20 protein-coding genes are annotated in these 21,728 nt (G+C 59.9%); 12 read left to right on the top strand and 8 right to left on the bottom strand.

Features of this window, described 5'->3' with window-relative positions; translation table 11 throughout:
- The 3 genes from AC2FFD_RS01525 to AC2FFD_RS01515 form a co-directional block, all read right to left on the bottom strand.
- Complete coding sequence (locus tag AC2FFD_RS01525) at window positions 1-1,272, bottom strand: NAD(P)/FAD-dependent oxidoreductase (RefSeq protein WP_496871577.1); 1,272 nt, start codon at window positions 1,270-1,272, stop codon at window positions 1-3.
- Between the two features lie 191 nt (window positions 1,273-1,463).
- A complete protein-coding gene (locus tag AC2FFD_RS01520) occupies window positions 1,464-2,621 on the bottom strand; it encodes an acyl-CoA dehydrogenase family protein (protein WP_425078793.1) in 1,158 nt (385 codons plus the stop codon).
- A gap of 141 nt (window positions 2,622-2,762) precedes the next feature.
- A complete protein-coding gene (locus tag AC2FFD_RS01515; RefSeq protein WP_170346133.1) occupies window positions 2,763-3,326 on the bottom strand; it encodes a TetR/AcrR family transcriptional regulator in 564 nt (187 codons plus the stop codon).
- A 292-nt stretch (window positions 3,327-3,618) separates the two neighbouring features.
- Here AC2FFD_RS01515 and AC2FFD_RS01510 point away from each other — a divergent pair, with 292 nt between their 5' ends.
- From AC2FFD_RS01510 to AC2FFD_RS01500, 3 genes are read left to right on the top strand one after another with little or no spacing between them, the layout of a single operon-like run.
- The gene (locus tag AC2FFD_RS01510; RefSeq protein WP_257599228.1) at window positions 3,619-4,083 is read left to right on the top strand and encodes a nuclear transport factor 2 family protein; all 465 of its coding nucleotides are present in this window, start codon (window positions 3,619-3,621) and stop codon (window positions 4,081-4,083) included.
- Between the two features lie 10 nt (window positions 4,084-4,093).
- Window positions 4,094-4,714 (top strand): pyridoxamine 5'-phosphate oxidase family protein, encoded by a 621-nt coding sequence (locus tag AC2FFD_RS01505; RefSeq protein ID WP_496871574.1) that lies wholly within the window; start codon window positions 4,094-4,096, stop codon window positions 4,712-4,714.
- A gap of 50 nt (window positions 4,715-4,764) precedes the next feature.
- Window positions 4,765-4,926 carry a hypothetical protein gene (locus tag AC2FFD_RS01500; protein ID WP_171228943.1) on the top strand — a complete coding sequence of 54 codons (162 nt, stop codon included), beginning with the start codon at window positions 4,765-4,767 and terminating at the stop codon, window positions 4,924-4,926.
- Between the two features lie 172 nt (window positions 4,927-5,098).
- Here AC2FFD_RS01500 and AC2FFD_RS01495 read toward each other — a convergent pair whose 3' ends face one another.
- Both AC2FFD_RS01495 and AC2FFD_RS01490 read right to left on the bottom strand, forming a co-directional pair.
- Window positions 5,099-5,794, bottom strand: a complete 696-nt coding sequence (locus tag AC2FFD_RS01495; RefSeq protein WP_257599230.1) for a THxN family PEP-CTERM protein — start codon at window positions 5,792-5,794, stop codon at window positions 5,099-5,101.
- A 257-nt stretch (window positions 5,795-6,051) separates the two neighbouring features.
- Window positions 6,052-6,714: a TetR/AcrR family transcriptional regulator gene (locus tag AC2FFD_RS01490; protein ID WP_496871572.1), complete on the bottom strand. Its 663-nt coding sequence runs from the start codon at window positions 6,712-6,714 to the stop codon at window positions 6,052-6,054.
- 65 nt (window positions 6,715-6,779) lie between these two features.
- Here AC2FFD_RS01490 and AC2FFD_RS01485 point away from each other — a divergent pair, with 65 nt between their 5' ends.
- The 8 genes from AC2FFD_RS01485 (at window position 6,780) to AC2FFD_RS01450 (ending at window position 17,759) form a co-directional block, all read left to right on the top strand.
- Window positions 6,780-8,096: a flavin-containing monooxygenase gene (locus AC2FFD_RS01485; protein ID WP_480683733.1), complete on the top strand. Its 1,317-nt coding sequence runs from the start codon at window positions 6,780-6,782 to the stop codon at window positions 8,094-8,096.
- Window positions 8,093-8,995, top strand: a complete 903-nt coding sequence (locus AC2FFD_RS01480) for a bile acid:sodium symporter family protein (protein ID WP_170346128.1) — start codon at window positions 8,093-8,095, stop codon at window positions 8,993-8,995. Before AC2FFD_RS01485 ends, AC2FFD_RS01480 begins: the two co-directional genes overlap by 4 nt.
- Window positions 8,992-9,924: an SDR family oxidoreductase gene (locus AC2FFD_RS01475; RefSeq protein ID WP_496871568.1), complete on the top strand. Its 933-nt coding sequence runs from the start codon at window positions 8,992-8,994 to the stop codon at window positions 9,922-9,924. Before AC2FFD_RS01480 ends, AC2FFD_RS01475 begins: the two co-directional genes overlap by 4 nt.
- Window positions 9,921-10,685: an SDR family NAD(P)-dependent oxidoreductase gene (locus AC2FFD_RS01470; RefSeq protein ID WP_170346126.1), complete on the top strand. Its 765-nt coding sequence runs from the start codon at window positions 9,921-9,923 to the stop codon at window positions 10,683-10,685. Before AC2FFD_RS01475 ends, AC2FFD_RS01470 begins: the two co-directional genes overlap by 4 nt.
- Window positions 10,686-10,763: 78 nt before the next feature.
- A complete protein-coding gene (locus AC2FFD_RS01465; RefSeq protein ID WP_496871566.1) occupies window positions 10,764-13,232 on the top strand; it encodes a heavy metal translocating P-type ATPase in 2,469 nt (822 codons plus the stop codon).
- Window positions 13,229-13,618, top strand: coding sequence for a Cu(I)-responsive transcriptional regulator (gene cueR / locus AC2FFD_RS01460; protein WP_170346124.1), 390 nt, complete (start codon window positions 13,229-13,231; stop codon window positions 13,616-13,618). The genes AC2FFD_RS01465 and cueR overlap by 4 nt, the downstream gene beginning before the upstream one ends.
- A 101-nt stretch (window positions 13,619-13,719) precedes the next feature.
- Window positions 13,720-14,592, top strand: a complete 873-nt coding sequence (locus AC2FFD_RS01455; RefSeq protein WP_496871565.1) for an NAD(P)-dependent oxidoreductase — start codon at window positions 13,720-13,722, stop codon at window positions 14,590-14,592.
- A gap of 101 nt (window positions 14,593-14,693) precedes the next feature.
- The gene (locus AC2FFD_RS01450; protein ID WP_496871564.1) at window positions 14,694-17,759 is read left to right on the top strand and encodes an aminotransferase class III-fold pyridoxal phosphate-dependent enzyme; all 3,066 of its coding nucleotides are present in this window, start codon (window positions 14,694-14,696) and stop codon (window positions 17,757-17,759) included.
- A gap of 50 nt (window positions 17,760-17,809) precedes the next feature.
- On the opposite strand, the gene AC2FFD_RS01445 is transcribed toward AC2FFD_RS01450, so the two are convergent.
- Together AC2FFD_RS01445 and hemP are read right to left on the bottom strand one after the other, a co-directional pair.
- Window positions 17,810-18,286: a hypothetical protein gene (locus AC2FFD_RS01445; RefSeq protein ID WP_257599238.1), complete on the bottom strand. Its 477-nt coding sequence runs from the start codon at window positions 18,284-18,286 to the stop codon at window positions 17,810-17,812.
- Window positions 18,283-18,450, bottom strand: coding sequence for a hemin uptake protein HemP (gene hemP / locus AC2FFD_RS01440; RefSeq protein ID WP_083445319.1), 168 nt, complete (start codon window positions 18,448-18,450; stop codon window positions 18,283-18,285). Before hemP ends, AC2FFD_RS01445 begins: the two co-directional genes overlap by 4 nt.
- A 206-nt stretch (window positions 18,451-18,656) precedes the next feature.
- Between hemP and gph the strand changes: the two genes are divergently transcribed.
- On the top strand, window positions 18,657-19,316 hold the full coding sequence (gph, locus tag AC2FFD_RS01435) for a phosphoglycolate phosphatase (protein WP_496871562.1): 660 nt from the start codon (window positions 18,657-18,659) through the stop codon (window positions 19,314-19,316).
- Between the two features lie 731 nt (window positions 19,317-20,047).
- Here gph and dld read toward each other — a convergent pair.
- Window positions 20,048-21,727 carry a D-lactate dehydrogenase gene (dld, locus tag AC2FFD_RS01430; protein WP_496871560.1) on the bottom strand — a complete coding sequence of 560 codons (1,680 nt, stop codon included), beginning with the start codon at window positions 21,725-21,727 and terminating at the stop codon, window positions 20,048-20,050.
- Window position 21,728 lies beyond the last annotated feature (1 nt).

Genomic DNA, 21,728 nt, shown 5'->3' with positions numbered 1-21,728 from the left:
TCAGACCCGCGCCTTTATCAGATGTGTCAGCGCCGCGCCGGATTCGAAAAAGGCGCGGCGCACGCGCGTCCAGTTTTCGCGGTGTTCCGACACGGCGGGAACCGGCAGAAGCGAGGGATCATCCGCCAGAAGACTCTCGACCATCATGCGACCGAACACCGTGCCCGGGCCGATGCCGCGACCGGAATACCCGTGTGCGGCCAAAGCGTTGGGGCCGATCTGCGTGATCTTCGGAAGATTATCCGATGTCATTGCGATCCGCCCGTGCCACCCGTGTTCGAACGGCTGGTCGGCCAATTGCGGATAGAGCTCGGCCAGCTTGCGCCGGACCCAAGCGGAATGTGCAACCCGACCGGCATGTCCCAGATCGCCCATGCCGCCAATGATCATCCGCCCGGCCTGATCCAGCCGGAATGACGTCATGATAAGCCCGGTATCCCAGCATCCTTCTTTCCTTGGCAGGATACTGGCGCGCAAATTGTCGGTCAGCGGGGCTGTGGCGTACTGGAAATAGTAGACCGGCACATAGGCAGGCGCGGTCTCCGGCAGCGCAAGATGATAGGCATTCGTCGCCTGAATGACCGATCTTGTCCGAACCGTCCCGCCCGGTGTCATCAGAACCCAGTGCCCAGCCTCATATGCCATGGTCTGCACGGGGCTGTGGGTATATATCCGTGCCCCGGCCTGTGACGCCGCGCGCACCAAACCCACCGCATAGGCCAAAGGCTGGATGGTTCCCGCCCGTGGATCGAACAAGGCACCGTGAAAGGCCTGGCTACCGGTGCGTTCACCGGCCTGGTCCGCCGACAACAACTCAACCGGTGCTCCGGCTTCGCTCAACTGCGCATGACGCGTTTGCAGGTCCTTCAAACCCGACGCGGAATGAGCGCAATGCAGGGTTCCGTTGCGCACGGGCTCACACGCTATGTCATATTCATCGATCAAGGCAAACACAACCGACGGCGCCTTGGCCAGCAAGTCGATCAAACGGTTCCCCGATTCAGTACCGAGATGCGCGCGGATGTCGTCCGGCGGCAACCACAGCCCCGCATTGACCAGACCGACATTGCGCCCCGAACCGCCAAACCCGATCTCCTGCGCCTCGAGCAGGCAGACCGACGCGCCGGCGCGGGCTGCGGTCAAAGCCGCTGAACAGCCGGTATAGCCACCTCCGATGACAGCCAGATCAACCGCTGCGTCAGCGGTCAGGGGCGGTGCGGGGACTGTCTCGGTGCAGGTGGTCTGCCAAAGTGATTGTTCGGGATCGTTCACGTCGGGCCTCTGAGTCTTGTCGGCGGATCATCATCCCGATGCCCCTCCCTTTGCAAGCGGCCTTTTGACCCGTGCTGCGACAACGAAAAAGGCCCGGCAGGAACGGGCTTTGCCCGGGCCTGCCGGGCCCAACCGGAGGAGTCATTCCGTCAGGAATGATGACGACGGGCGGGAGAGCCCGCGTGGTGGGCTCAGACGTCGAGCGATCGCGCGATCAGCTCTTTCATGACCTCGTTGGTGCCGCCATAGATCATCTGCACCCTTGCATCCGCATAAAGACGCGCAATCGGGTATTCCATCATGAACCCGTAGCCGCCGAACAGTTGCAGGCATTCATGCATGATCTCATTCTGCACCTCGGATCCCCAGTATTTGGCCATCGAGGCCGTGGCCGCGTCCAGTTCGCCTGCTTCCAGCTTCCCGATACAATCATTGATGAAGCTGCGCAGAACCTCGGCCTTGGTCTTGCATTCCGCCAGTTTGAACCGGGTATTCTGAAAATCCATCACCCGCTGCCCGAAGGCTTTGCGTTCCTGCACGTATTTCACTGTTTCGGCGATGGCGAAATCGATCGCGCCCAGCGCCATGATCGCGATATTCAGCCGTTCCCACGGCAGCTGTTTCATCAGCTGATAGAAACCCTGCCCTTCCTCGGGGCCCAACAGGTTTGTCATCGGCACTTTGACATCTTCGAAAAACAACTCGGCAGTGTCATTGCCCTTCATGCCCAGTTTCTTGAGGTTCCGCCCCCGGCGAAAACCTTCACACCCGTCGGTTTCCACCACGATCAACGAAACGCCGCGTGCGCCGGCGGACTTGTCGGTCTTGGCGGCCACGATGATCAGATCCGCAGTCTGTCCGTTCGTGATGAAGATTTTGGACCCGTTCAACCGGTATGAGTTGCCGTCCTTCTCGGCAGTCGTCCGCACCGCCTGTACGTCCGAACCGGTACTGGGTTCGGTCATTGCCAGCGCGCCGACCAATTCACCCGACGCCAGTTTGGGCAACCACTTCCGCTTCTGATCTTCGCTGCCATAAGCGGTGAGATAGTGGGTCACGATCGACTGGATGCCATAGCCCCAACCCGCATCACCCCGCGCGCCCTGTTCATAGGCCGTGATGGCGTCAAAGCCCATGCCGCCGCCGACACCGCCATATTCTTCGGGGATCGCACCCGCCATCAGGCCGGTTTCGCCGGCCTTGCGCCAGAAATCGCGATCCACAACGCCGTTTTCAACCCAGGTTTCGATATTGGGCGACAATTCGTCATCCATGAACCGACCCGCCATATCCGCGAACATGCGGTGTTCATCAGTGACCCATGCCGCAGTCGAAGTGAAAAGTGACATTGAACGCCCTCCAATCGGTCTTTCCGAAAAGGCTAGCGCCGTGTTCGATTCACGCCAATCCTTGTGACGCGGCGTCCCTTTGAGGAACAACGCAACGTTCCTCAGCCTGCAATGTCAGAGAATCCCTTTTGACCGGCGGGGTTAAGCCAATGCTTTGGCCAACAGGTGCTTGGCCGCATCCTTGGCGTCTTCCGCCGGATCGCAGTTCTTGAGCAGGACCGCGGATACGATGGCTCCTTCTTGCAACAACACGATCTGACTCGCGAGCTTCCGAGGATCATGCGCGCCGGCCTGCTGGGCTATGGCCGTGAAGTGTTCCAGCAAAAGCTGTTTGTGTTCGGCGGCCTGTACATGGATCGGGTGATCCTTGTCCTGATACTCGGCCCCGGCCTTGATGAACATGCAGCCCCGGAACCCGTCCTCTTCGAACCACTCCTTCAGGGCATCGAAGCTGACGAGGATCTGCTCGGCCGGTGTTTCCGCCATCTCGTCGATGCGTTGAAAGAACCAGTTGCGAAAGTTCTCATCCCGCAGGCGCAGCGCGGCGACAATCAGGTCTTCCTTGGTGCGGAAATGCTTGTACATCGACGTCTTGGACACGCCCGTTTCCACAACCAGCTTGTCCATGCCGGTTGCGTGAAACCCGTCGCGGTAAAAGACCTTCAGGGCCTTGCTGACCAACTCATCCCGTTTGTTTGGGCGCATGATTCGGCTCCATGGTGTACCGTTCTGTACATATTACCATGGAGCGTGAAGTACAATGACCCCAGGCCAAAGCATTGTTTTGGAATGGTTTTGCCAGACGCCCAGTCTCATCGTGAAATTTCTACTTGCAAAGGTTTACAGATCAGTACACCTTATTCGTAACTTAACCGATCTGTACACCATGGGATTTGACCGATGAAACGTCGCGCCAGCATTTTTCCACCTCAGTACGTCCCCTTCCTTCTGACCATGGCTATTCTTGCCGCCTCACTCACCTGAAAGCCTTTGCAAAATGTCCAGACCCCCTCTGCCCCCGTTCACCGCCGAAACCGCCACTCAAAAAGTGCGCATGGCGGAAAATGCCTGGAACAGTCGTGACGCCGACCGCGTGACGCCTGCCTACACCGACGACAGTCAATGGCGGAATCGGGCTGAATTCCTGTCCGGCCATACCGACATCCACGCCTTTCTGACCCGCAAATGGCGGAAAGAGCTGGAGTACCGCCTGATCAAGGAACTGTGGGCCTTTGCCGGAAATCGCATCGCGGTGCGCTATGCCTATGAATGGCGCGACGACAGCGGTCAGTGGTTCAGATCCTATGGGAATGAGAATTGGCAATTCGCCGATGACGGGCGCATGTCACATCGCCATGCCTCGCTCAACGATCTTCCCATTACCGAAGGCGACCGGCTGTTCCATTGGCCCCTGGGCGAACGCCCTGAAAACCACCCCGGATTGACCGAACTGGGTCTTTGAAAGGACATTCATGCCCCGCGCTTTTGCCGAACTGACGTTCACTCCCGCTGTCCGCGCCCATCAGGAGAGGATGGGATCGGCCAGAACCTATACCAAGTTCATTGAAGGTGGTCCCCAGCAAGGCCATCTGATTGGAGACCCCGAGAAAGAGTTCATTCAGGCACGGGACGGGTTCTATCAATCCACCGTGTCCGAGACCGGCTGGCCCTATGTGCAGTATCGGGGCGGGCCGACAGGGATTCTGAAAGTGCTGGGCCCCCAGACCATCGGATATGCGGATTTTTCGGGCAACAAACAGTATATCTCGCGCGGGAATCTGGACGGCAACGATCGCATCGCGATGATTCTGATGGATTACGCCAACCGACGCCGTCTCAAGATCCTTGGGCGCGTCGCATTCACGGAAGGCGAAGCAGCGGCCGCCACCCTTTACCCGGAAGAGGCCGAGGCACCGGCCGAACGGGCCGTGATCATCCGCGTCGAGGCGCTGGACTGGAACTGCCCAAGTTATATCACACCGCGCTTCACCGAAGCAGAGTTGCGTCCTCATCTGAACAGGCTGGGGCAGCAGTTGGCAGAGTTGCAGGCGGAAAACCAAAGACTGAAACAACAATTGGCAAAGTCAGGTTGACGTTTCAGCCCTCACAAAATTTTCGGATATCAAGAGAAGGGAGTGTCGCAATGGTTCGCTCGGTCTTTCACCTCTCGGCGGCTTGCCTTGCCGGTACTGCCCTGATCATACTGATCATCATGTTCGGTTTTTTCGCCTCGCCCAGTGCCGTGCGAACGTCACCGCCATCGGTGTTCAGCAAGATTTTGTTCGAACATTTGCAGCAAGAGTGATGCCCGGGCGGCATTGCGACAGGTGCCCGGCAAGCGCAAATCTTTTCAAGCCAAAGCCATCAACTCGGGCCCACGGGGCGCATGCTCTGAAAGACTGAACATCCTGGCACAAACGCGACCCGGTTCCAGGTCTGCTTTCACCACACGAATGGTGAGAGCACGAAAAGCCAGGTCAGGCCGTGCTGCGCTTTTTCCGGCGGCCCATTACGAACAAGCCACTGATGCCGCCAAGAAGCAGCCAGCCAGCGGCGGGCAATGGCACAGGGGCAATCGTGTATTGGCCGTACAGGGTCGCGACGTTTTGCATGTTTTCCGTTGTGCTGAAGCCGTTTGAAATGGTGCCGCCACCATTCTGAGAGAAACCGAGGACTGAAAACACGTAATTCTGCCCACCAAAGCTGAAGTTCTGTGAGCCCAAAGTATTGGTAATGGTCACGATGTCATCGCAAGGGGTGGAATCCGCCGGACAGTTGCTTGGACGATTCAATGTCTCGTTATGCGTCAGCGCAAACGACGAAGACACCAGAGGGCCACCGCTGATCAGTATGTCGACAAGAAGGTCGACCGAGCTCAGCGTTGTTCCCGTGATCGGGAAATTCAGATGCGAGAACTGTCCCAGAGCAAATGCCGTATCAGGCAACAGACCTGAAATCGGCGTGCCAGTCGGCGTGAAATCGTAGCCACTTGAGCTGCTGCCATTTCCCCACCGAAGAGAGATCGTTGAACCAGAGGTGCTTTCAGTAACGCCGGGCGTTGGATTTACGTTCTGCCAAGAGGGCGAGATGCTGGAAATGGTCAGCGCTGACGCACCGCTTGCAGCCATCACGCCTGCAACAGCGACAGCAGCTATGTTTCGTATGAATGTCATGTGCCCACCTTACGAACTAATACTCGTTACAAACCACTCTATGAAAGAGTAGCACAACAGAATCATATTTACAGATCACGCGCCACATTGACGCCATGTTTTCACCTCAATCAAGGCGAATGACGCCTCAAAGAGCGTCAAAGAGGACACAATCGTTCTACCTGCGCTAATTGTCCGGCTTTTGGAAACAGGTATGTAGATGTAGATACAGGGCACCACCTCAACGATTGAACGCACAACCGGCGTCGCGTGAGGGTTCATTCACGACAGGATCGTACCATTGCTTCGATACCGGCGGCGCAAAAGTCCACCAGACGTTCCATGCCGGACAGGTCACCGCCCTGCGACAGGGCTTCGACCCGCCATCCACTGTTGAGATGGGCCAGCATCGCCGAGACCGAATAAACCTGACCACTTGCCAAAACGGCTGGATCGACATCCGGGTAAAGCGTGGCGATTTCGGTGATGAACAGCTGGGCGGTGGGGTCGAAACACTCTGCTGCGATATCGCGCCACCTGGGGTCAACCGATACGTGGGCCACCAACCGCCCATATGCCATCCATCCGGGCCCACCCGTTTCAGCCAGGTCCACATAGGGTCGGATAAAGCTGTCCAGAATGCTGTGAAGCGTCAGCGGAGCAACAGCCCTGGCCCTGTTCAATGCGTCGATCCGAAGCTGCGCCAGCGCGTCCGCACGCCGCGCGACCGTTCGGTAAAACAACTCCTCCTTGCCACCACCATGATGGTGCACAAGACCAATCTGAACCCCCGCCAGTGCCGCGATGTCCCGGATCGACGCACCTTCGAATCCCCGTTCAGCAAAGACGGTTTCTGCCGCATCCATGATCCGCGCCTTGGTTTCAAGCGATCGCTTGGACGGTGCTCTTTGCCTTGGTTTTTCGATGTTTTTTGGACTCATGAATTTCATCTTGCCTTATTTTGGTCGTTCGTTCAAGTTAAGTATCGCGAACTTCGGGAGGGTTCATGACACAGACGCGCAACGCATTCGCCCTGATCGGGGCGGGGCCGATGGGTTTGGCCGCAGCCAAGGTGCTGAAGGAACAGGGCATCGCCTTTCAGGGGTTCGAATTGCATTCGGATGTGGGCGGTCTGTGGGATATCGATGCCCCCAGATCAACTATGTATGAATCGGCGCATCTGATCTCTTCCAAACGCATGACCGAGTTCGAGGATTTCCCGATGGACGAGGCGGTGGCCGAGTACCCCTCGCATCGGGCGATGCGCGACTATTTCCGGGCCTTTGCCGATCGTTTCGGCCTGCGTGAGAGTTACAAGTTCAATGCAGAAGTCACCCGGATCACTCCGCTGGGCAAATCCGGCGACGGTTGGCGTGTTGCATGGCGGGACGCCGAAGGTGAGCATCAGGCTGAATTCGCAGGGGTTCTGATTGCAAACGGCACCCTGTCGGAACCGAATATGCCCAGCTTTCCCGGCACGTTTGACGGCGAGTTGATCCATGCTTCGCAATACCGGTATCCCAGCCAGTTCGACGGCAAGCGCGTGTTGGTCGTGGGCGCGGGCAATTCCGGCTGTGACATTGCGGTTGACGCAATCCATCACGCAGAACGCTGCGATCTGTCCATGCGCCGCGGCTATTACTTCGTGCCCAAATACGTCTTCGGCAAACCGGCCGACACGATGGGCGGCAAGATCCGCCTGCCCATGTGGCTGAAGCGCAAGGTGGACAGCCTGATCCTCAGCTGGTTTGTCGGTGATCCGCAGAAATACGGCTTTCCCAAGCCCGATTACCAGCTTTACGAAAGCCATCCGGTGGTGAATTCGCTGGTCCTGTATCACGCGGGCCATGGCGATCTGCGCATTCGTCCCGATATCGACCGGCTGGAGGGTCACACTGTTCGTTTCAAGGATGGCTCCAGCGAAGACTACGACATGATCCTCGCGGCAACCGGATACAAGCTGCACTATCCGTTCATCGACCGGGGCTTGCTGAACTGGCGGGGCGATGCCCCCCATCTGTACCTGAACGCGCTGCACCCCGAACGGGACGATCTTTTTGTGCTGGGCATGGTCGAGGCCACGGGTCTGGGCTGGCAAGGCAGGCACGAGCAGGCCGAAATGGTGGCGCGCTATATCAAAGGTCTTCAGAAGGGTTGCCCGGTGGCGGCCGATCTGAAAACCGAAAAGCAAAAAAACTATACGCGCGCCACCGGAGGCATGAGCTATATCGATCTGCCGCGAATGGCTTACTACGTGGACAAGGCCACTTACAGAAAGGCTGTCACCGGGTGGATCGAACGGCTGCGGAAAGCCGCCGTATGAGTGGTATCGACGAAATCACGCTGAATTTCAGCCCGGCCTCTCTGACGCTGTTGAACGCGATATTGGCGATCGTGATGTTCTCGATTGCGATCGATCTGGCACCAAGGGATTTTGATCGTCTCAGGCGCGCGCCCAAGCCGGTACTTGTCGGGCTTGTATCCCAATTCATCGTTTTGCCCGCTCTGACCTTTGCTTTGGTGTGGATGACGGAGCCGCGCCCGTCGATCGCGCTTGGGCTGATCCTTGTCGCCGCCTGTCCGGGGGGCAATATTTCGAACTTCATTACCCACCGCGCCGGTGGCAATGCGGCGCTGTCGGTGTCGATGACCGCCTTTGCCACCATCGGCGCGATTTTCATGACGCCCTTCAACATTGCGCTTTGGGGCGGGCTGTATCCTCCGACACGCGCGATTCTGCAACAGACACAGATTGACCCGGTGCAAATCGCAATCCTTGTCGGGCTGATGCTGATCTTGCCTCTGGTCCTAGGCATTGCTCTGAACCAGCGCCGCCCGGCCCTGACCGCACGGTTGCGTGCGCCGCTGCAATACCTGTCGATGGGTATCTTTGCGGCCTTCATCGTACTTGCCCTGGCCGCAAACTGGGGGTTCTTCCTCAGTTTTGCCGGGGCTGTTGCCGGGCTTGTGGTCCTTCACAACGCCCTGGCACTGGGGGGCGGTTGGGTTGTGGCCACTCTGACCCGGCTGTCCCCCTTCGATCGCCGCGCCATCACCATCGAAACCGGCATTCAGAATTCCGGCCTTGGGCTGGTGCTGATCTTTGCCTTCTTCCACGGGCTGGGCGGCATGGCTGTCGTGGCCGCGTTCTGGGGAATCTGGCACGCGATCTCGGGGATTGCTCTGGCGTCGGTCATGGCCCGAACCGAGGCCGCGCGATGACCCGTATCCTGATCACAGGTGCCGCCGGGTTGGTCGGGCAGGCGCTGTTGCCCGAACTTCAGGGGCACGAGGTTTTTGCCACGGATATCAAACACCCCGACAGCATGCCGGAAAACGTCCACTATCTGCCCATGGATGTGACAACCGACGCCCCCGCGCGCGTGATCTGCAACGTAAAGCCTGAAGTCATTGTGCATCTGGCCTCCATCGTGACGCCTCCGCCCAAAATGGAGCGGGCGGCGGCATATGCCGTTGATGTCGAGGGCACCCGCAAGGTGGTGAACGCAGCCCTTGCCAACGGGGTGCGCCGGTTGGTCGTCACATCCTCGGGTGCGGCCTACGGCTATCACGCGGACAACCCCGTGCCCCTGCGCGAGGATGATCCGCTGCGCGGCAACCCCGAGTTCCCGTATTCCGATCACAAAAGGCAGGTCGAAGAGATGCTGGCCGAGGTTCGCAGAGCCGCCCCCGATCTGGAACAGGTTGTTCTGCGCGTGGGCACGGTTCTGGGGGCCGGGTCCGAAAACCAGATCACCGCCCTGTTTCACAAACCCCGCCTGCTGGCCGTGGTCGGCAGCGAAAGCCCGTTTGTGTTCATTTGGACGCATGATCTGGCACGCATCCTTCAGCGCGCGGCAACCGACGGGCCGGTTGGCGTTTACAATGTCGCCGGGGACGGCGCGATGGGTGTGACCGATCTGGCCCGCGCCATGAGGAAACCGGTTTTGCGCCTGCCCGCTTGGGCGCTGAAATCGGCTTTGGCCGCTGCGCGTCCGCTGGGTCTGTCCCGTTATGGGCCGGAACAGGTGCGATTTCTGCAATATCGACCGGTTCTGGACAACACTGCCCTGAAATCCGACTTCGGTTACACACCCGAAAAAACCAGCGCCCAGGTATTCGCGCTCTGGCAAAAGCAGGCGGGGCTATGAAGACGGCTGTCATATCCGGCGGGGCGGGCGGTTTGGGGCAGGCCCTCAGCCGGGCTCTGCAAAGTCGCGGGTGGCGGGTGGTGCTGCTGGATCTCGATGTTTCAGGTCTGGACGCCGGGTCGAACCAGCTTCCAATCGCGTGTGATCTGACGGACCCCGCGCAGCTTGCCAGCGCGTGCCAAAGGGCGATCACGACCTGCGACAGTATAGATCTGGTCATCTACAACGCCGGTGTCACGCAAATCCGGGGCTTTGAAAAGTCAGACGCGGCCAGCCACCGAACACTGTTTGACATCAACTATTTTGCGGCCGTTGAAATGGCCCGCGCGTTTCTGCACCCGGTTCGGGCGTCAAAGGGGACACATCTGGCCATCTCATCGGTGGCCGGGTTTGCTCCGCTTTACCATCGGACGGCCTATGCTGCCTCGAAACACGCGTTGGAAGGGTTCTTCAAATCGCTGCGCTCGGAAGAAGCCCCTCATGGCGTTCAGGTCCAGATCGCTGCGCCGTCCTTTGTGGCAACCAACCCCGGCAATGCGCAAGAGCAAGCGGATGGCACAGCCCGGCCCGGATCGGCGAAGGACGGGATGGACGAGATGAGCCCCGAGGCCGCCGCTGAAACGATCCTGCGCGGGCTGGACAAATCGCTGCCCATGATCCCGGTTGGCCGCGTGGCGCGCCTGTCCTGGTGGCTCAACCGCCTTTCGCCACGCCTGTATCAGCGCATGATGGAGCGCAACATGCGCGGCGCGGGGCACTAAAAAACTGCCCCAGGCCCTTGACCTTCCCGTCACTGGAACCCCCATCTGGTGAGCAAGGAAATTTCAGGGGCGAGTCGCATGGCGCAAAAAGCACTGACAGAGCTGAAAATCACGGGCATGGGATGCGCATCCTGTGTGGGCCGCGTTGAAGAGGCGCTGCGTGATGTGCCCGGGGTTGAAACGGCCTCGGTCAACTTTGCAACCAAGTCCGCACAGGTGGCTTTTGACGGGCCGGTTTCGGCGCTGACAAAGGCATTGGACTCGGCAGGGTATCCGGCCGAGACCAGCCGGGTGGATCTGAGCATTGAAGGCATGAACTGCGCCTCGTGCGTGGCCAAGATCGAGCGCGCGCTGACGGCCAGCCCCGGTGTGATCGAAGCACAGGTCAATCTGGCGACTCAAACTGCCGCGGTGACTTACGCTGCCGGGGCAACAACGCCAGAGGCACTGGCACAGGTGGTCACCGGCACCGGATACCCGGCGCGGCTACAAGGCGCTTCGAAACCTGAAAACCGCGAAGATGCCGAAATTCAAAGGTTGACCCGGACCACTATATTGGCCGCCGTACTCGCCATGCCTGTGTTCGTTCTTGAGATGGGCGGGCACATGATTCCCGCTTTCCATCACTGGGTTTACGCCACCATCGGCGCGCAGAACAGCCAGTTGATTCAGTTCGCTCTGACATCGGCCCTGCTGCTGGGGCCCGGTCGCGTGTTCTATCGCAAGGGCATCCCGTCGTTGCTGCGGGGCACGCCGGATATGAACGCGCTGGTCGCGCTGGGAACCGGGGCGGCCTATCTGTATTCGGTCGTGGCCACATTCGCCCCCGGTGCATTGCCGATCGGAACTGCCAACGTCTACTACGAGGCGGCGGCCGTGATTGTCGTTCTGATCCTTCTGGGCCGGCTGATGGAGGCGCGCGCCAAGGGCAAAACCGGGGCCGCGATCCGTAAACTGGCGGGCCTTCAGCCCAAAAGCGCGCGGATCGAAGTCGATGGCCGGACAGAAGACCGTCCTATCGCCGAGATTGCGGTGGGCGACATCCTGCACATCCGTCCCGGCGAACGTGTGCCGGTGGATGCCGAAGTGCTCGAGGGCACGTCTTACGTGGATGAAAGCATGATCACGGGCGAGCCGATACCGGTCGGCAAATCAGCCGGCGCAGCGGTTGTCGGGGGAACCGTGAATGGCACCGGCGCCTTGCGGGTTCGTGCGACGCGCGTCGGGGGTGACACCGTGCTGGCGCAGGTCATCCGCATGGTGCAGCAGGCGCAGGGGGCAAAGCTGCCGATCCAGGGCCTTGTCGATCGGATTACATATCGCTTTGTCCCGGCGGTCATCCTGGTCGCCATAATCACCGTCGCAGCCTGGCTGATTTTCGGCCCAAGACCGGCCCTGCCGCTGGCGCTTGTCGCTGGTGTTTCGGTACTGATCATAGCCTGCCCTTGTGCCATGGGGCTGGCCACGCCGACCTCGATCATGGTCGGCACCGGGCGAGCGGCCGAACTGGGGGTTCTGTTCCGCAAGGGCGATGCCCTGCAACAGCTTCAGCAGGCACGCGTCATCGCGCTGGACAAGACCGGGACCCTGACACTGGGCCGTCCGGAACTGGTCAGTGTTTTGACGGCGAACGGATTTGACAGGGATGAGGTTGTGCGGCTGGCCGCCGCCCTCGAGGCGCGGTCGGAACACCCGATAGCTTCGGCGATCACCCGGGCCGGGCCTGCGACGCTGCCAGAGGCGACGGACGTCCTGTCGATTACCGGGCTTGGCATGCAGGGGCTGGTTGAAGGCCGGAACGTGTTGATCGGGTCGCACCGGCTTATGCAACAACGCGGGATCGACCTTGGACCCCTGGCAAGCGAGGCAGAGGCCCGCGCCGCCGAAGGGGCAACACCATTGTTCGTCGCATTGGATGGACAGGCCGCGGCCACGTTGTCGGTGTCCGACCCGGTCAAACCCGGCACCGAAGAGGCGCTGGAGCGGCTCCACCAAATGGGTCTGACCGTGGCCATGATCACCGGAGACAACGCGCGCACCGCGCAGGCCTTGGCTGATCGGCTGGGGATCGATCACGTCACCGCCGAAGTGCTGCCCGACGGCAAGGTGGATGCGGTCACCGCCTTGCGGGACCAGTTCGGAACGCTGGCTTTCGTCGGCGACGGCATAAACGACGCCCCGGCGCTGGCAACGGCTGATATCGGCATCGCCATCGGGACGGGCACGGATGTAGCCATCGAAACGGCCGATGTCGTCCTGATGTCCGGTGATCTGCGCGGGGTTGCAAATGCGACCGAGATCAGCCGCCGGACAATGCGGAACATTCGCCAGAACCTGGGATGGGCGTTTGGTTACAACGTCCTGCTGATCCCCGTCGCTGCTGGCGCCCTTTACCCGTTCGGCGGCCATCTGTTGTCTCCGGCATTGGCGGCTGGCGCGATGGCGCTGTCCAGTGTCTTTGTCGTCTCGAACGCGCTGCGCCTGCGTCGCGTCCGAGCCAGCGTGCCGGAAACCCCGATCCCGCCCGCCAAGGAGGTGCATGCATGAATATCGGAGATGTGTCCGCCCGCACCGGCCTGCCTGCCAAGACAATCCGGTATTATGAAGATATCAACCTCATCAAACCGCTGCGCGATGACAACGGCTATCGCCGGTTTCGCGATCAGGACGTGCACAAGCTGAACTTTCTGGGCCGCGCCCGGGCGCTTGGGTTCACCATCGAGGATTGCCGGACATTGCTGGCGCTTTACGAGGATGAAACCCGCGCCAGCGCAGATGTGAAACAGGTCGCGCGGGATCATCTGGCGCAGATCGAAGCCAAGATCGCCGACCTGAACGCGATGCGCGAGACGCTGAGCCACCTGATCGACGCCTGCGCCGGGGATGACCGGCCTGATTGCCCGATCCTGCGGGATCTGGGCGGGAAAGGCTGACTTGGGGTTGCCCTTTGGGCGCAGCTTTGCTTTGTCTTCGCCAAACATTTCGGCCAGGCATCCACCGCTGAAGCCGACCGAACAGCGGAGAGGATCACAAAATGGCAAAAGTCGCGTTCCTTGGCCTGGGTGTCATGGGCTATCCCATGGCTGGGCATCTTCAGGCCGCAGGTCATGACGTTACTGTCTACAACCGCACGGCCGCCAAGGCCGAAGCCTGGGTAAAGCAGCATGGCGGGTCGATGGCGGCCACCCCGAAAGAGGCGGCTGAAGGGGCCGAGTTTGTGATGGCCTGCGTCGGCAATGACGACGATCTGCGCATGGTTTGCACCGGCGGCGATGGCGCATTTCACGGCATGTCCAGCGGGGCTGTTTTCGTCGACCACACGACGGTGTCAGCAAAGGTCACGCGGGAATTGTACGCTGCCGGCCAATCACGGGGTATAGCCTTTGTGGACGCGCCGATCTCGGGCGGTCAGGCAGGCGCTGAAAACGGTGTTCTGTCAATCATGTGCGGCGGAGATCAGGCGGCCTATGATGCGGCTGAACCGGTGATGCAGGTCTATGCAAAGATCTGCCGCCGGATCGGGGACAGCGGCGCGGGCCAGATGACCAAGATGTGCAACCAGATCGCCATCGCTGGGTTGGTTCAGGGTCTCAGCGAAGCGTTGCACTTTGCCGAAAAGGCAGGGCTGGACGGACGCGCGGTGGTCGAGGTGATCAGCCAGGGAGCGGCGGGGAGCTGGCAGATGGCAAACCGGTATGAGACCATGCTGGATGATCAGTTTGAACATGGCTTTGCCGTCGACTGGATGCGCAAGGATCTGGGTATCTGTCTGGATACCGCCGATGAAACCGGCGCGTCCCTGCCCGTCACCGCTCTGGTCGATCAGTTTTACAAGGATGTACAGAAACTGGGTGGTGGCCGCTGGGACACCTCGTCGTTGATCAAGCGCCTGCGGGCCATGGGGTAAGGCGGGGGGCTGTCTGCCCCCCATCGCGCCACGGCGCGATTCCCCCCGAGGATATTTTGGCCAGATGAAGAGGGCTCCGGCGCGATCGGGGCGGAGACGGGATGGACGATTTGAATGCTTTTTGGACGGCCGCGCTGCGGCAGCTCTGGGGGCTGGACGCCCGTTTGACGCGGTTGGATGGTGAATATGACCTGAACTTTCTGGTGCAGGCCACCAATGGTCAGGATTATGTGCTGAAAGCCATGCGGGCCGGATGCGATGCCGATCTGGTTGATCTTCAGATCAAGGCGCTGGCGCATATCTCTTCAGAGGCACCGGGGTTGCCGTTTCCCAAGGTGTTCCCCGATTTGGCCGGCGCAACGCTGCCCGAGATCGCCGATTCTGAAGGGCAGCGCAGGCTGGTTTGGCTGTTGGAGTGCCTGCCGGGCCAATGTTACGCGAAGGCCGCCCCAAAATCCGAAGAGCTGATCCTGAAACTGGGGCGCGTATTGGGGGCGACCGACCGGGCCCTGGAAGGGTTTGAGCATGCGGGACTGCACCGGGCCGGTTTCAAATGGGATCTGATGCAGGCGGGCTGGATTGCTGACAAGTTAAACGCTATCCCTGACCCCGCGCGACGGGCACTGCTGACGGAAATCTGTGAGGGGTTCGCTGCAATCGCGGATGTCCTTGTGGACCTGCCGAAACAGGCCAACCACAATGACGCCAATGACTACAACATTCTGGTCGAAGGGGAACTGAGCGAGCGGCGGCGGATTTCGGGCCTGATCGATCTGGGTGACATGTGCGCCGCGCCGCGCATCTGCGATCTGGCGATTGCCGGCGCGTATGTCGTGCTGGATCACCCCAAGCCGGAACGCGCACTGGCTGCTCTGGTAAAGGGCTATCACGCGGCCAACCGGCTGCGGGCGGATGAGGTTGACCTGATCTGGCCGTTGCTGAGGATGCGGCTTGCCGTGTCGGTCGTCAACTCGACCCTGATGGCAGCCGAGAATCCGGATGATCCCTATGTGACGATCTCTCAGGCGCCTGCCTGGCGGTTCCTTGAGAACGCATCCGTCAATGGCGGGCTGATGTCGGCGCGGTTGCGGGCGGCTTGCGGCTTGCCGGTTGTCGATGGGGCTGAGCGCATCCACGCCTATCTTCAGGAACACCGTGGACATTTTGCCGACATGTTCGGCCAGGATCTGAGCGACGTGCCCATGGGCTCGCTTTCGGTCGAAAACTGCGTCTGGCCCCAAGACCCGTTCCACATGCCTTTGGCCGAGGCTGCGCGGGTTGGCGAGGAATATGGTGAGGGGTTGTGGCTGGGTTACTATAACGAGCCCCGCCTGATCTATGCCGAGCCGGGGTTCCGCAAGGGCCCCTGGAAAGCCTCGGACAGGCGGACGGTGCATCTGGCGGTGGATGTGTTTGCGCGTGCCGGGACGGTTCTGCATGCACCGATGAGCGGGCGGGTCGAAGTGGTCGAGAACCGCGACCAGCACCTTGATTACGGCGGCGTGATCATCCTGCATCACGAAACGCCCGAAGGCGACCCGTTCTATACGCTCTATGGCCATCTGGACCCGGAATGCTGCGACCGGCTGAAACCTGGGGACCCGGTGGCACAGGGAGCCGCGTTTGCCAGGTTGGGAGATGCCAGCCAGAATGGCGGATGGGCTCCGCATGTGCATTTCCAACTGGCGCTCACCACTGATGGCATGAAAGCGGACTGGCCCGGCGTCGGCGATCCGGACGAGATGGAGCTGTGGCACGCGGTCTGCCCGAACCCGGCGGCGTTGCTGAACCTGCCGGATGACAAGGTGTTCTATCACCCTACGGACAAAACGGAAATCCTGAACAAACGGCGGGCGCATTTCGGGGGCAACCTGTCCCTGACCTATGACGATCCGGTCATGCTGGTGCGCGGCTGGAAGCATCACCTGTTCGACGAATGGGGACGCCCCTATCTGGACGCCTACAACAACGTCCCGCATGTGGGGCACGCGCATCCGCGCATTCAGGCCGTGGCTGCGGATCAGCTAAGGCGCATGAACTCGAACACCCGCTATCTGCATCCGGCACAGGTGGAATTTGCCGACAAGATCCTGTCCAAGCTGCCGGATCACCTACAGGTCTGCTTTTTCGTCAACTCGGGAACCGAGGCCAACGAACTGGCCCTGCGGCTGGCCCGCGCCCATACCGGCGCAAAGGGGATCGTGACGCCGGATCACGGCTATCACGGCAACACGAACGCTGCGGTGGCGATCTCGGCCTACAAATTCAACAAACCGGGCGGCATCGGGAAAGCCGACTGGGTTGAACTGGTCGAGGTTGCGGATGACTATCGCGGGTCATTCAGGCGTGATGATGCGGACCGGGCGCAAAGATTTGCTGATCTTGTCGATCCGGCGATTGCGGCCCTTCGGGACCGGGGACAGGGCGTGGCCGGTTTCATCGCGGAAACCTTCCCGTCCGTCGGCGGACAGATCATTCCGCCCAAGGGCTATCTGCCTGCGGTTTACGAAAAAATCCGGGCTGCCGGCGGCGTTTGCATCGCCGATGAGGTGCAGACAGGTCTGGGACGACTGGGCGAATACTATTTTGGCTTCGAGCACCAGGGCGCGGTTCCGGATATCGTGGTGATGGGCAAGCCAATCGGCAACGGGCACCCGCTGGGCGTGCTGGTGACGACCACAGAGATCGCGGACAGCTTCAACAACGGGATCGAGTTCTTTTCGACCTTTGGCGGCTCGACCCTGTCCTGCCGGATCGGCAAAGAGGTGCTGGATATCGTTGACGACGAAGGCTTGCAGGACAATGCCCGCCTGATGGGGGATCGGCTGATGGCGGGGCTGCGCCAGATCGAAACCGACTTTGGTTGCGTTGGCGACGTGCGGGGTATGGGGCTGTTTCTCGGCGTGGAACTGATCAACCCCGACGGAAGCGAAGGCACCGAGATTTGCAGCTATGTCAAAAACCGGATGCGCGATCATCGCATCCTGATCGGCAGCGAGGGACCCAAGGACAACATCCTGAAGATTCGCCCGCCCCTGACCATCGAGGCCGAGGATGTTGACATGATCCTGTGGGCGCTGCGGGATGTGTTGTCCGAAGTGGGTGACTTCACCCCTGCCCTTGTGTGCGATCATGACCATCACCATGCCGGATGCGGGTGCTGCTGAACGAAAAAACCCCGGCGCATCGCCGGGGTTTGGCCGTTCAACACTCAGGGTCAATGGAGCACGGCCGAGGGGGTCTGGTGGCCGGTGATCGGCATTTCGAAACCTGCCGTCATACGTCTGAGAGTCAGTCCCAGTTCTTCCGACAGGGATGCCAAGGCGGGGGCAAAATCCGGACGCACGATCAAGGACGCCAGCATCATCGCGTCTTCACGCGCCCCTTCGGACGCTGCCGCGATCATCTGGGCAAAGCAATTCTCATCCGCGCCAAGGCATGCACATCCAAGACCATGCCGGATCAAAGGACGGCGGCCATGGGTGGCGCATAGCGAACACAAGCGATCCAGGGTCAGCATTGCCGCACGCCCGCATTCCGCGCCCAGCGCGACTTGGAAATCGCTGGCAGCGTCGGCGCGCCCGCCCTCACCGTCGCTCCACATCCGCAGATACATCACGGCGCCCGCTTCGATGGGATCGAGATCGGCAAGGCGGCCCACCGCTGCGCCGCCGCGCTTGAAAGGCGCGCTCATTTCGTCAGGATCAGTTTGCCTGCGCGGGTGATGCGCAGGGTATAGAGCTGATCGCCCAGTTCTATGTGGGCCAGGTTTCCGCCCTTGGTCAGATCCTCGGCCTTGTGCGCGGGAAGCATCGAGACAGCGTAACCTTGGGTTGGGGTCGGGTTCTGTACGTTCATCGGGACATCTCCAGAGCGTTTCGGCATGGTGCCATATCTATCGCGTTTCATGTGATCTGGCTGACCCCGAAAGGGCTGGCTTTCTGTTCCTGTCGCTTAATCTGATTATTTTAGTAAGGTTTGTCAAGCGTCGTTTTGAAACAGGCGATTGCCCCCCGGAACAGGGCGGGTTAGGTCTTGGGTCGTACGATGAAGGGCAAGCAAACATGACCGCAGCAGTTGTATTCGATCTGGACGGAACGCTGGTGGACAGCCTGGGCGATCTGGCGGCGGCGGCCAACCGCACGCTGAACGACGTTGGGCATGATCCTCTGTCGACGGACATCATCAAAGGATTCGTCGGCAACGGTTTGCCCAAACTGGTTGAACGCGTGATCCGGCATTGCGGCCTGCCGCTGGACCGCCATGCGGAACTGACGCAACTGACCCTGAAGCATTACAATGCCGCTGCAAGCGAAACGACTGTTCCTTACCCCGGTATCCCCGAAGCGCTGGTTGCCTTGCGACAGATGGGGTGCGCTTTGGGTATCTGCACCAACAAACCAGAAGCGCCCGCACGGCATGTGCTTGAGGCGCTGAACCTGTCGCAATTCTTCGACGTTGTTATTGGTGGCGACAGCCTTTCGACGCGAAAACCGGACCCCAACCATCTGTTCGCAAGCTTCGATGCGCTTCAGGCTTCTGGCCCACGTTTGTTCGTCGGCGACAGCGAAGTTGACGCGGAAACGGCCGCTCGGGCGAAAATCCCGTTTTTGCTGTTTACCGAAGGGTATCGGAAGACGCCGGTCGCGGAGATTCCACACACCGTGGCCTATTGCGCATCGCAAGACTTGCCCGCGCTCGTCGCCGAGTTGATCAAAAGCTGACACCGCTCGGGAAGATCATCACGCCCTTCGACATTGGCAACGATCCGCATTGCCACTGACCCCAAAAGTTAAGAGGGGCCGGCCGAGGGGGTGTGACCAGCCCCTCATCGGGGAAAGTTAATACCGTGTGTGTGTTTGTGTGGTAAGTACGGTAGGTCATGTTTACCCCTGTTTGTCGCGGCGCGAAATTGGGGGTTTCCCGTAGTTCTCCAAAAAACGTGAAAAATAAGGGGAAATTGGCGATTTCCCGGCTCTCTTCATCTGCAATTTTTCGCATGCAAAACGGGCTTCTGGCCCGCAGCTTCGGAGGGTTGATCTGCACATCGATTGCAGATCAAGGGTAACCCTAGGAAAACCCGTCAGAAATCATGCGACCCCGAATTTACCTGAACAGAAAGGTGCTCAGCCAATGGACCGTCCGAACCCGCCGGTTCAGATCTTTAACGGCCTGACAAACACGTGTGTTTGACACTCAAAACCAAACGATCTGCACCAATCGCGGCAGAGTTTCGCGCCTCAACGCGAAATTCCTTGCCGATTCCGACTGCGCTGTCCGAATCTTCCCTACGGCTGACAAGCGACGCCCATTCGGTTTTGGCAGCCTTCTGCGCGGCAGATGCTTGCGGGGGTGCGCTCAGGAAATCAGGCAGTCGGGTACCAACACCCTTCTCATCAGAACCCGACGTATCTGTCGGCCGTTTTCACAGCACCCCGCCGCGCCGGAAAACCGGTTATTGGTAATTCTTAGCCTTGGACATTTTGCCGATACCCGGATTGAACGAGTTGGTCGGGTCACAGCATTTGTAATGTGCCGCCAGGTCGGGCTTGGCCTTGTAAAGGTGCCCCACGTTATGTTCAGCAGGGTATTCCGCGCCGCGTTCGTCAAACAGTTTCAACATTGCGGCCTTGAGCGCTTTTGGGTCGGCCCCTTTTTTGACTATGTAATCCTGATGCATCACGTGGCACATGAAGTGCCCGTAATAGAGTTTGTGAACCAACTGGTCTTCGATCTCAGGCGGCAGCTTCTCCAGCCAGTCCTGATCGTTGCGGCGCAGTGCGACGTCCAGTGCGATGATGTCTGCGACGTCGTCCGAATGGATCGCCATGTAACGCACCGCCGCGCCCGCCGCCGCAAAACGATGGAGGCCTGCAATCTTGGCCTCGCGCGGATCACATTCGAAAAATCCGCCATCGCGGTCCCTCAGAAATCGCGGCAGCCACTCGGCGGCCTCGGACACACCTTCATCCTTCATTTTCAGGATAAGGTGATGCTCGTATTTGTCGCGAAAATCCATCATCCGTTTAGGCAGGACACGTGGCCACAAAGCTATTGCTGCCTGCATGAAACGATCAGTGAAATTTCGCAAAAACGGAATGCGCCGCAGGCGGGCATCCACGGCGCCTTTCATCGCAAAGAACATCGGCAGACGGTCCGTGCCAAGCTTGTCGATCATCACGACCGTGTCCTTGCCATAGCGTGCTGCAATGTCGAACGCTTCGCGCTGCATGTATTCGGCCGAAACCGGCAGCGATTTGAACTCTGACAAAATGTGGCGCCGCAGGTCTGCCAGATCGTCGGGATTGTTGGTGCCCACATAGAACACCTTTTCGACTTCGTTCTTGGGAAAGGTGTCAAGGCGTACGGCAAAAACGGCCAGCTTCCCGGCCGAGCCCGAAGATTCGAAAAGCCTGGCCTTGTCCGCATTGAACCGCGCAGGCGTTTCCGCATTCACGTCCCGCACGATCTGTGCGTAGTCGCTGGCCGATGCGCGTTTGTTGGTTGCCCCGGGATTGCGTTCAAATTTCCCTGCATCGAGGTTGGCAAGGATCTCTTCCGGCGTGTTGCCCAGATCGATGCCCAGATGGTTGACCAGTTCCAATTCACCCTGTTCGGTGATTTGCGCATAGACGGAAAGTTCCGTGTAAACCGGCCCGCGCTCTACCAGAGAACCGCCGGAATTGTTGCATACCCCACCCACGATCGACGCGCCGATGCAGGACGAACCAATCACCGAATGCGGCTCGCGCCCCAAAGGGGCCAACAGTTTTTCCAGCGCAAAAAGCGTGGCGCCCGGAAAGCTGACGACCTGCTCTGCGTCGTTCAAGGGCACCAGAGTATCCATCCGGCGCGTGTTGATCAGAACCACGTCACGGTCATAGGTGCCGGACGGCGTAGACCCTTCGGTCAGGCCAGTATTGGCCGCCTGCATGATGACGATCTTGTCGGCTGCGACGCAGGCTTGCAGGATTTTCCATTGCTCCAGCAGGGTCCCCGGCTGAACGACGCACAGCGCCTCGCCCTCGCCCGAGCGGAAACCGCGCCTAAAACGCTCTGTCGCGCGCGCTCCGATCAGCACGTGACGCGCACCGACGATGGAGCGAAAATGTTTGATCAACGCGTCATTGGTCATA

This window comes from Ruegeria sp. YTSC002, from assembly GCF_059609845.1.
This window is presented reverse-complemented; position numbering and strand designations above follow the sequence as displayed.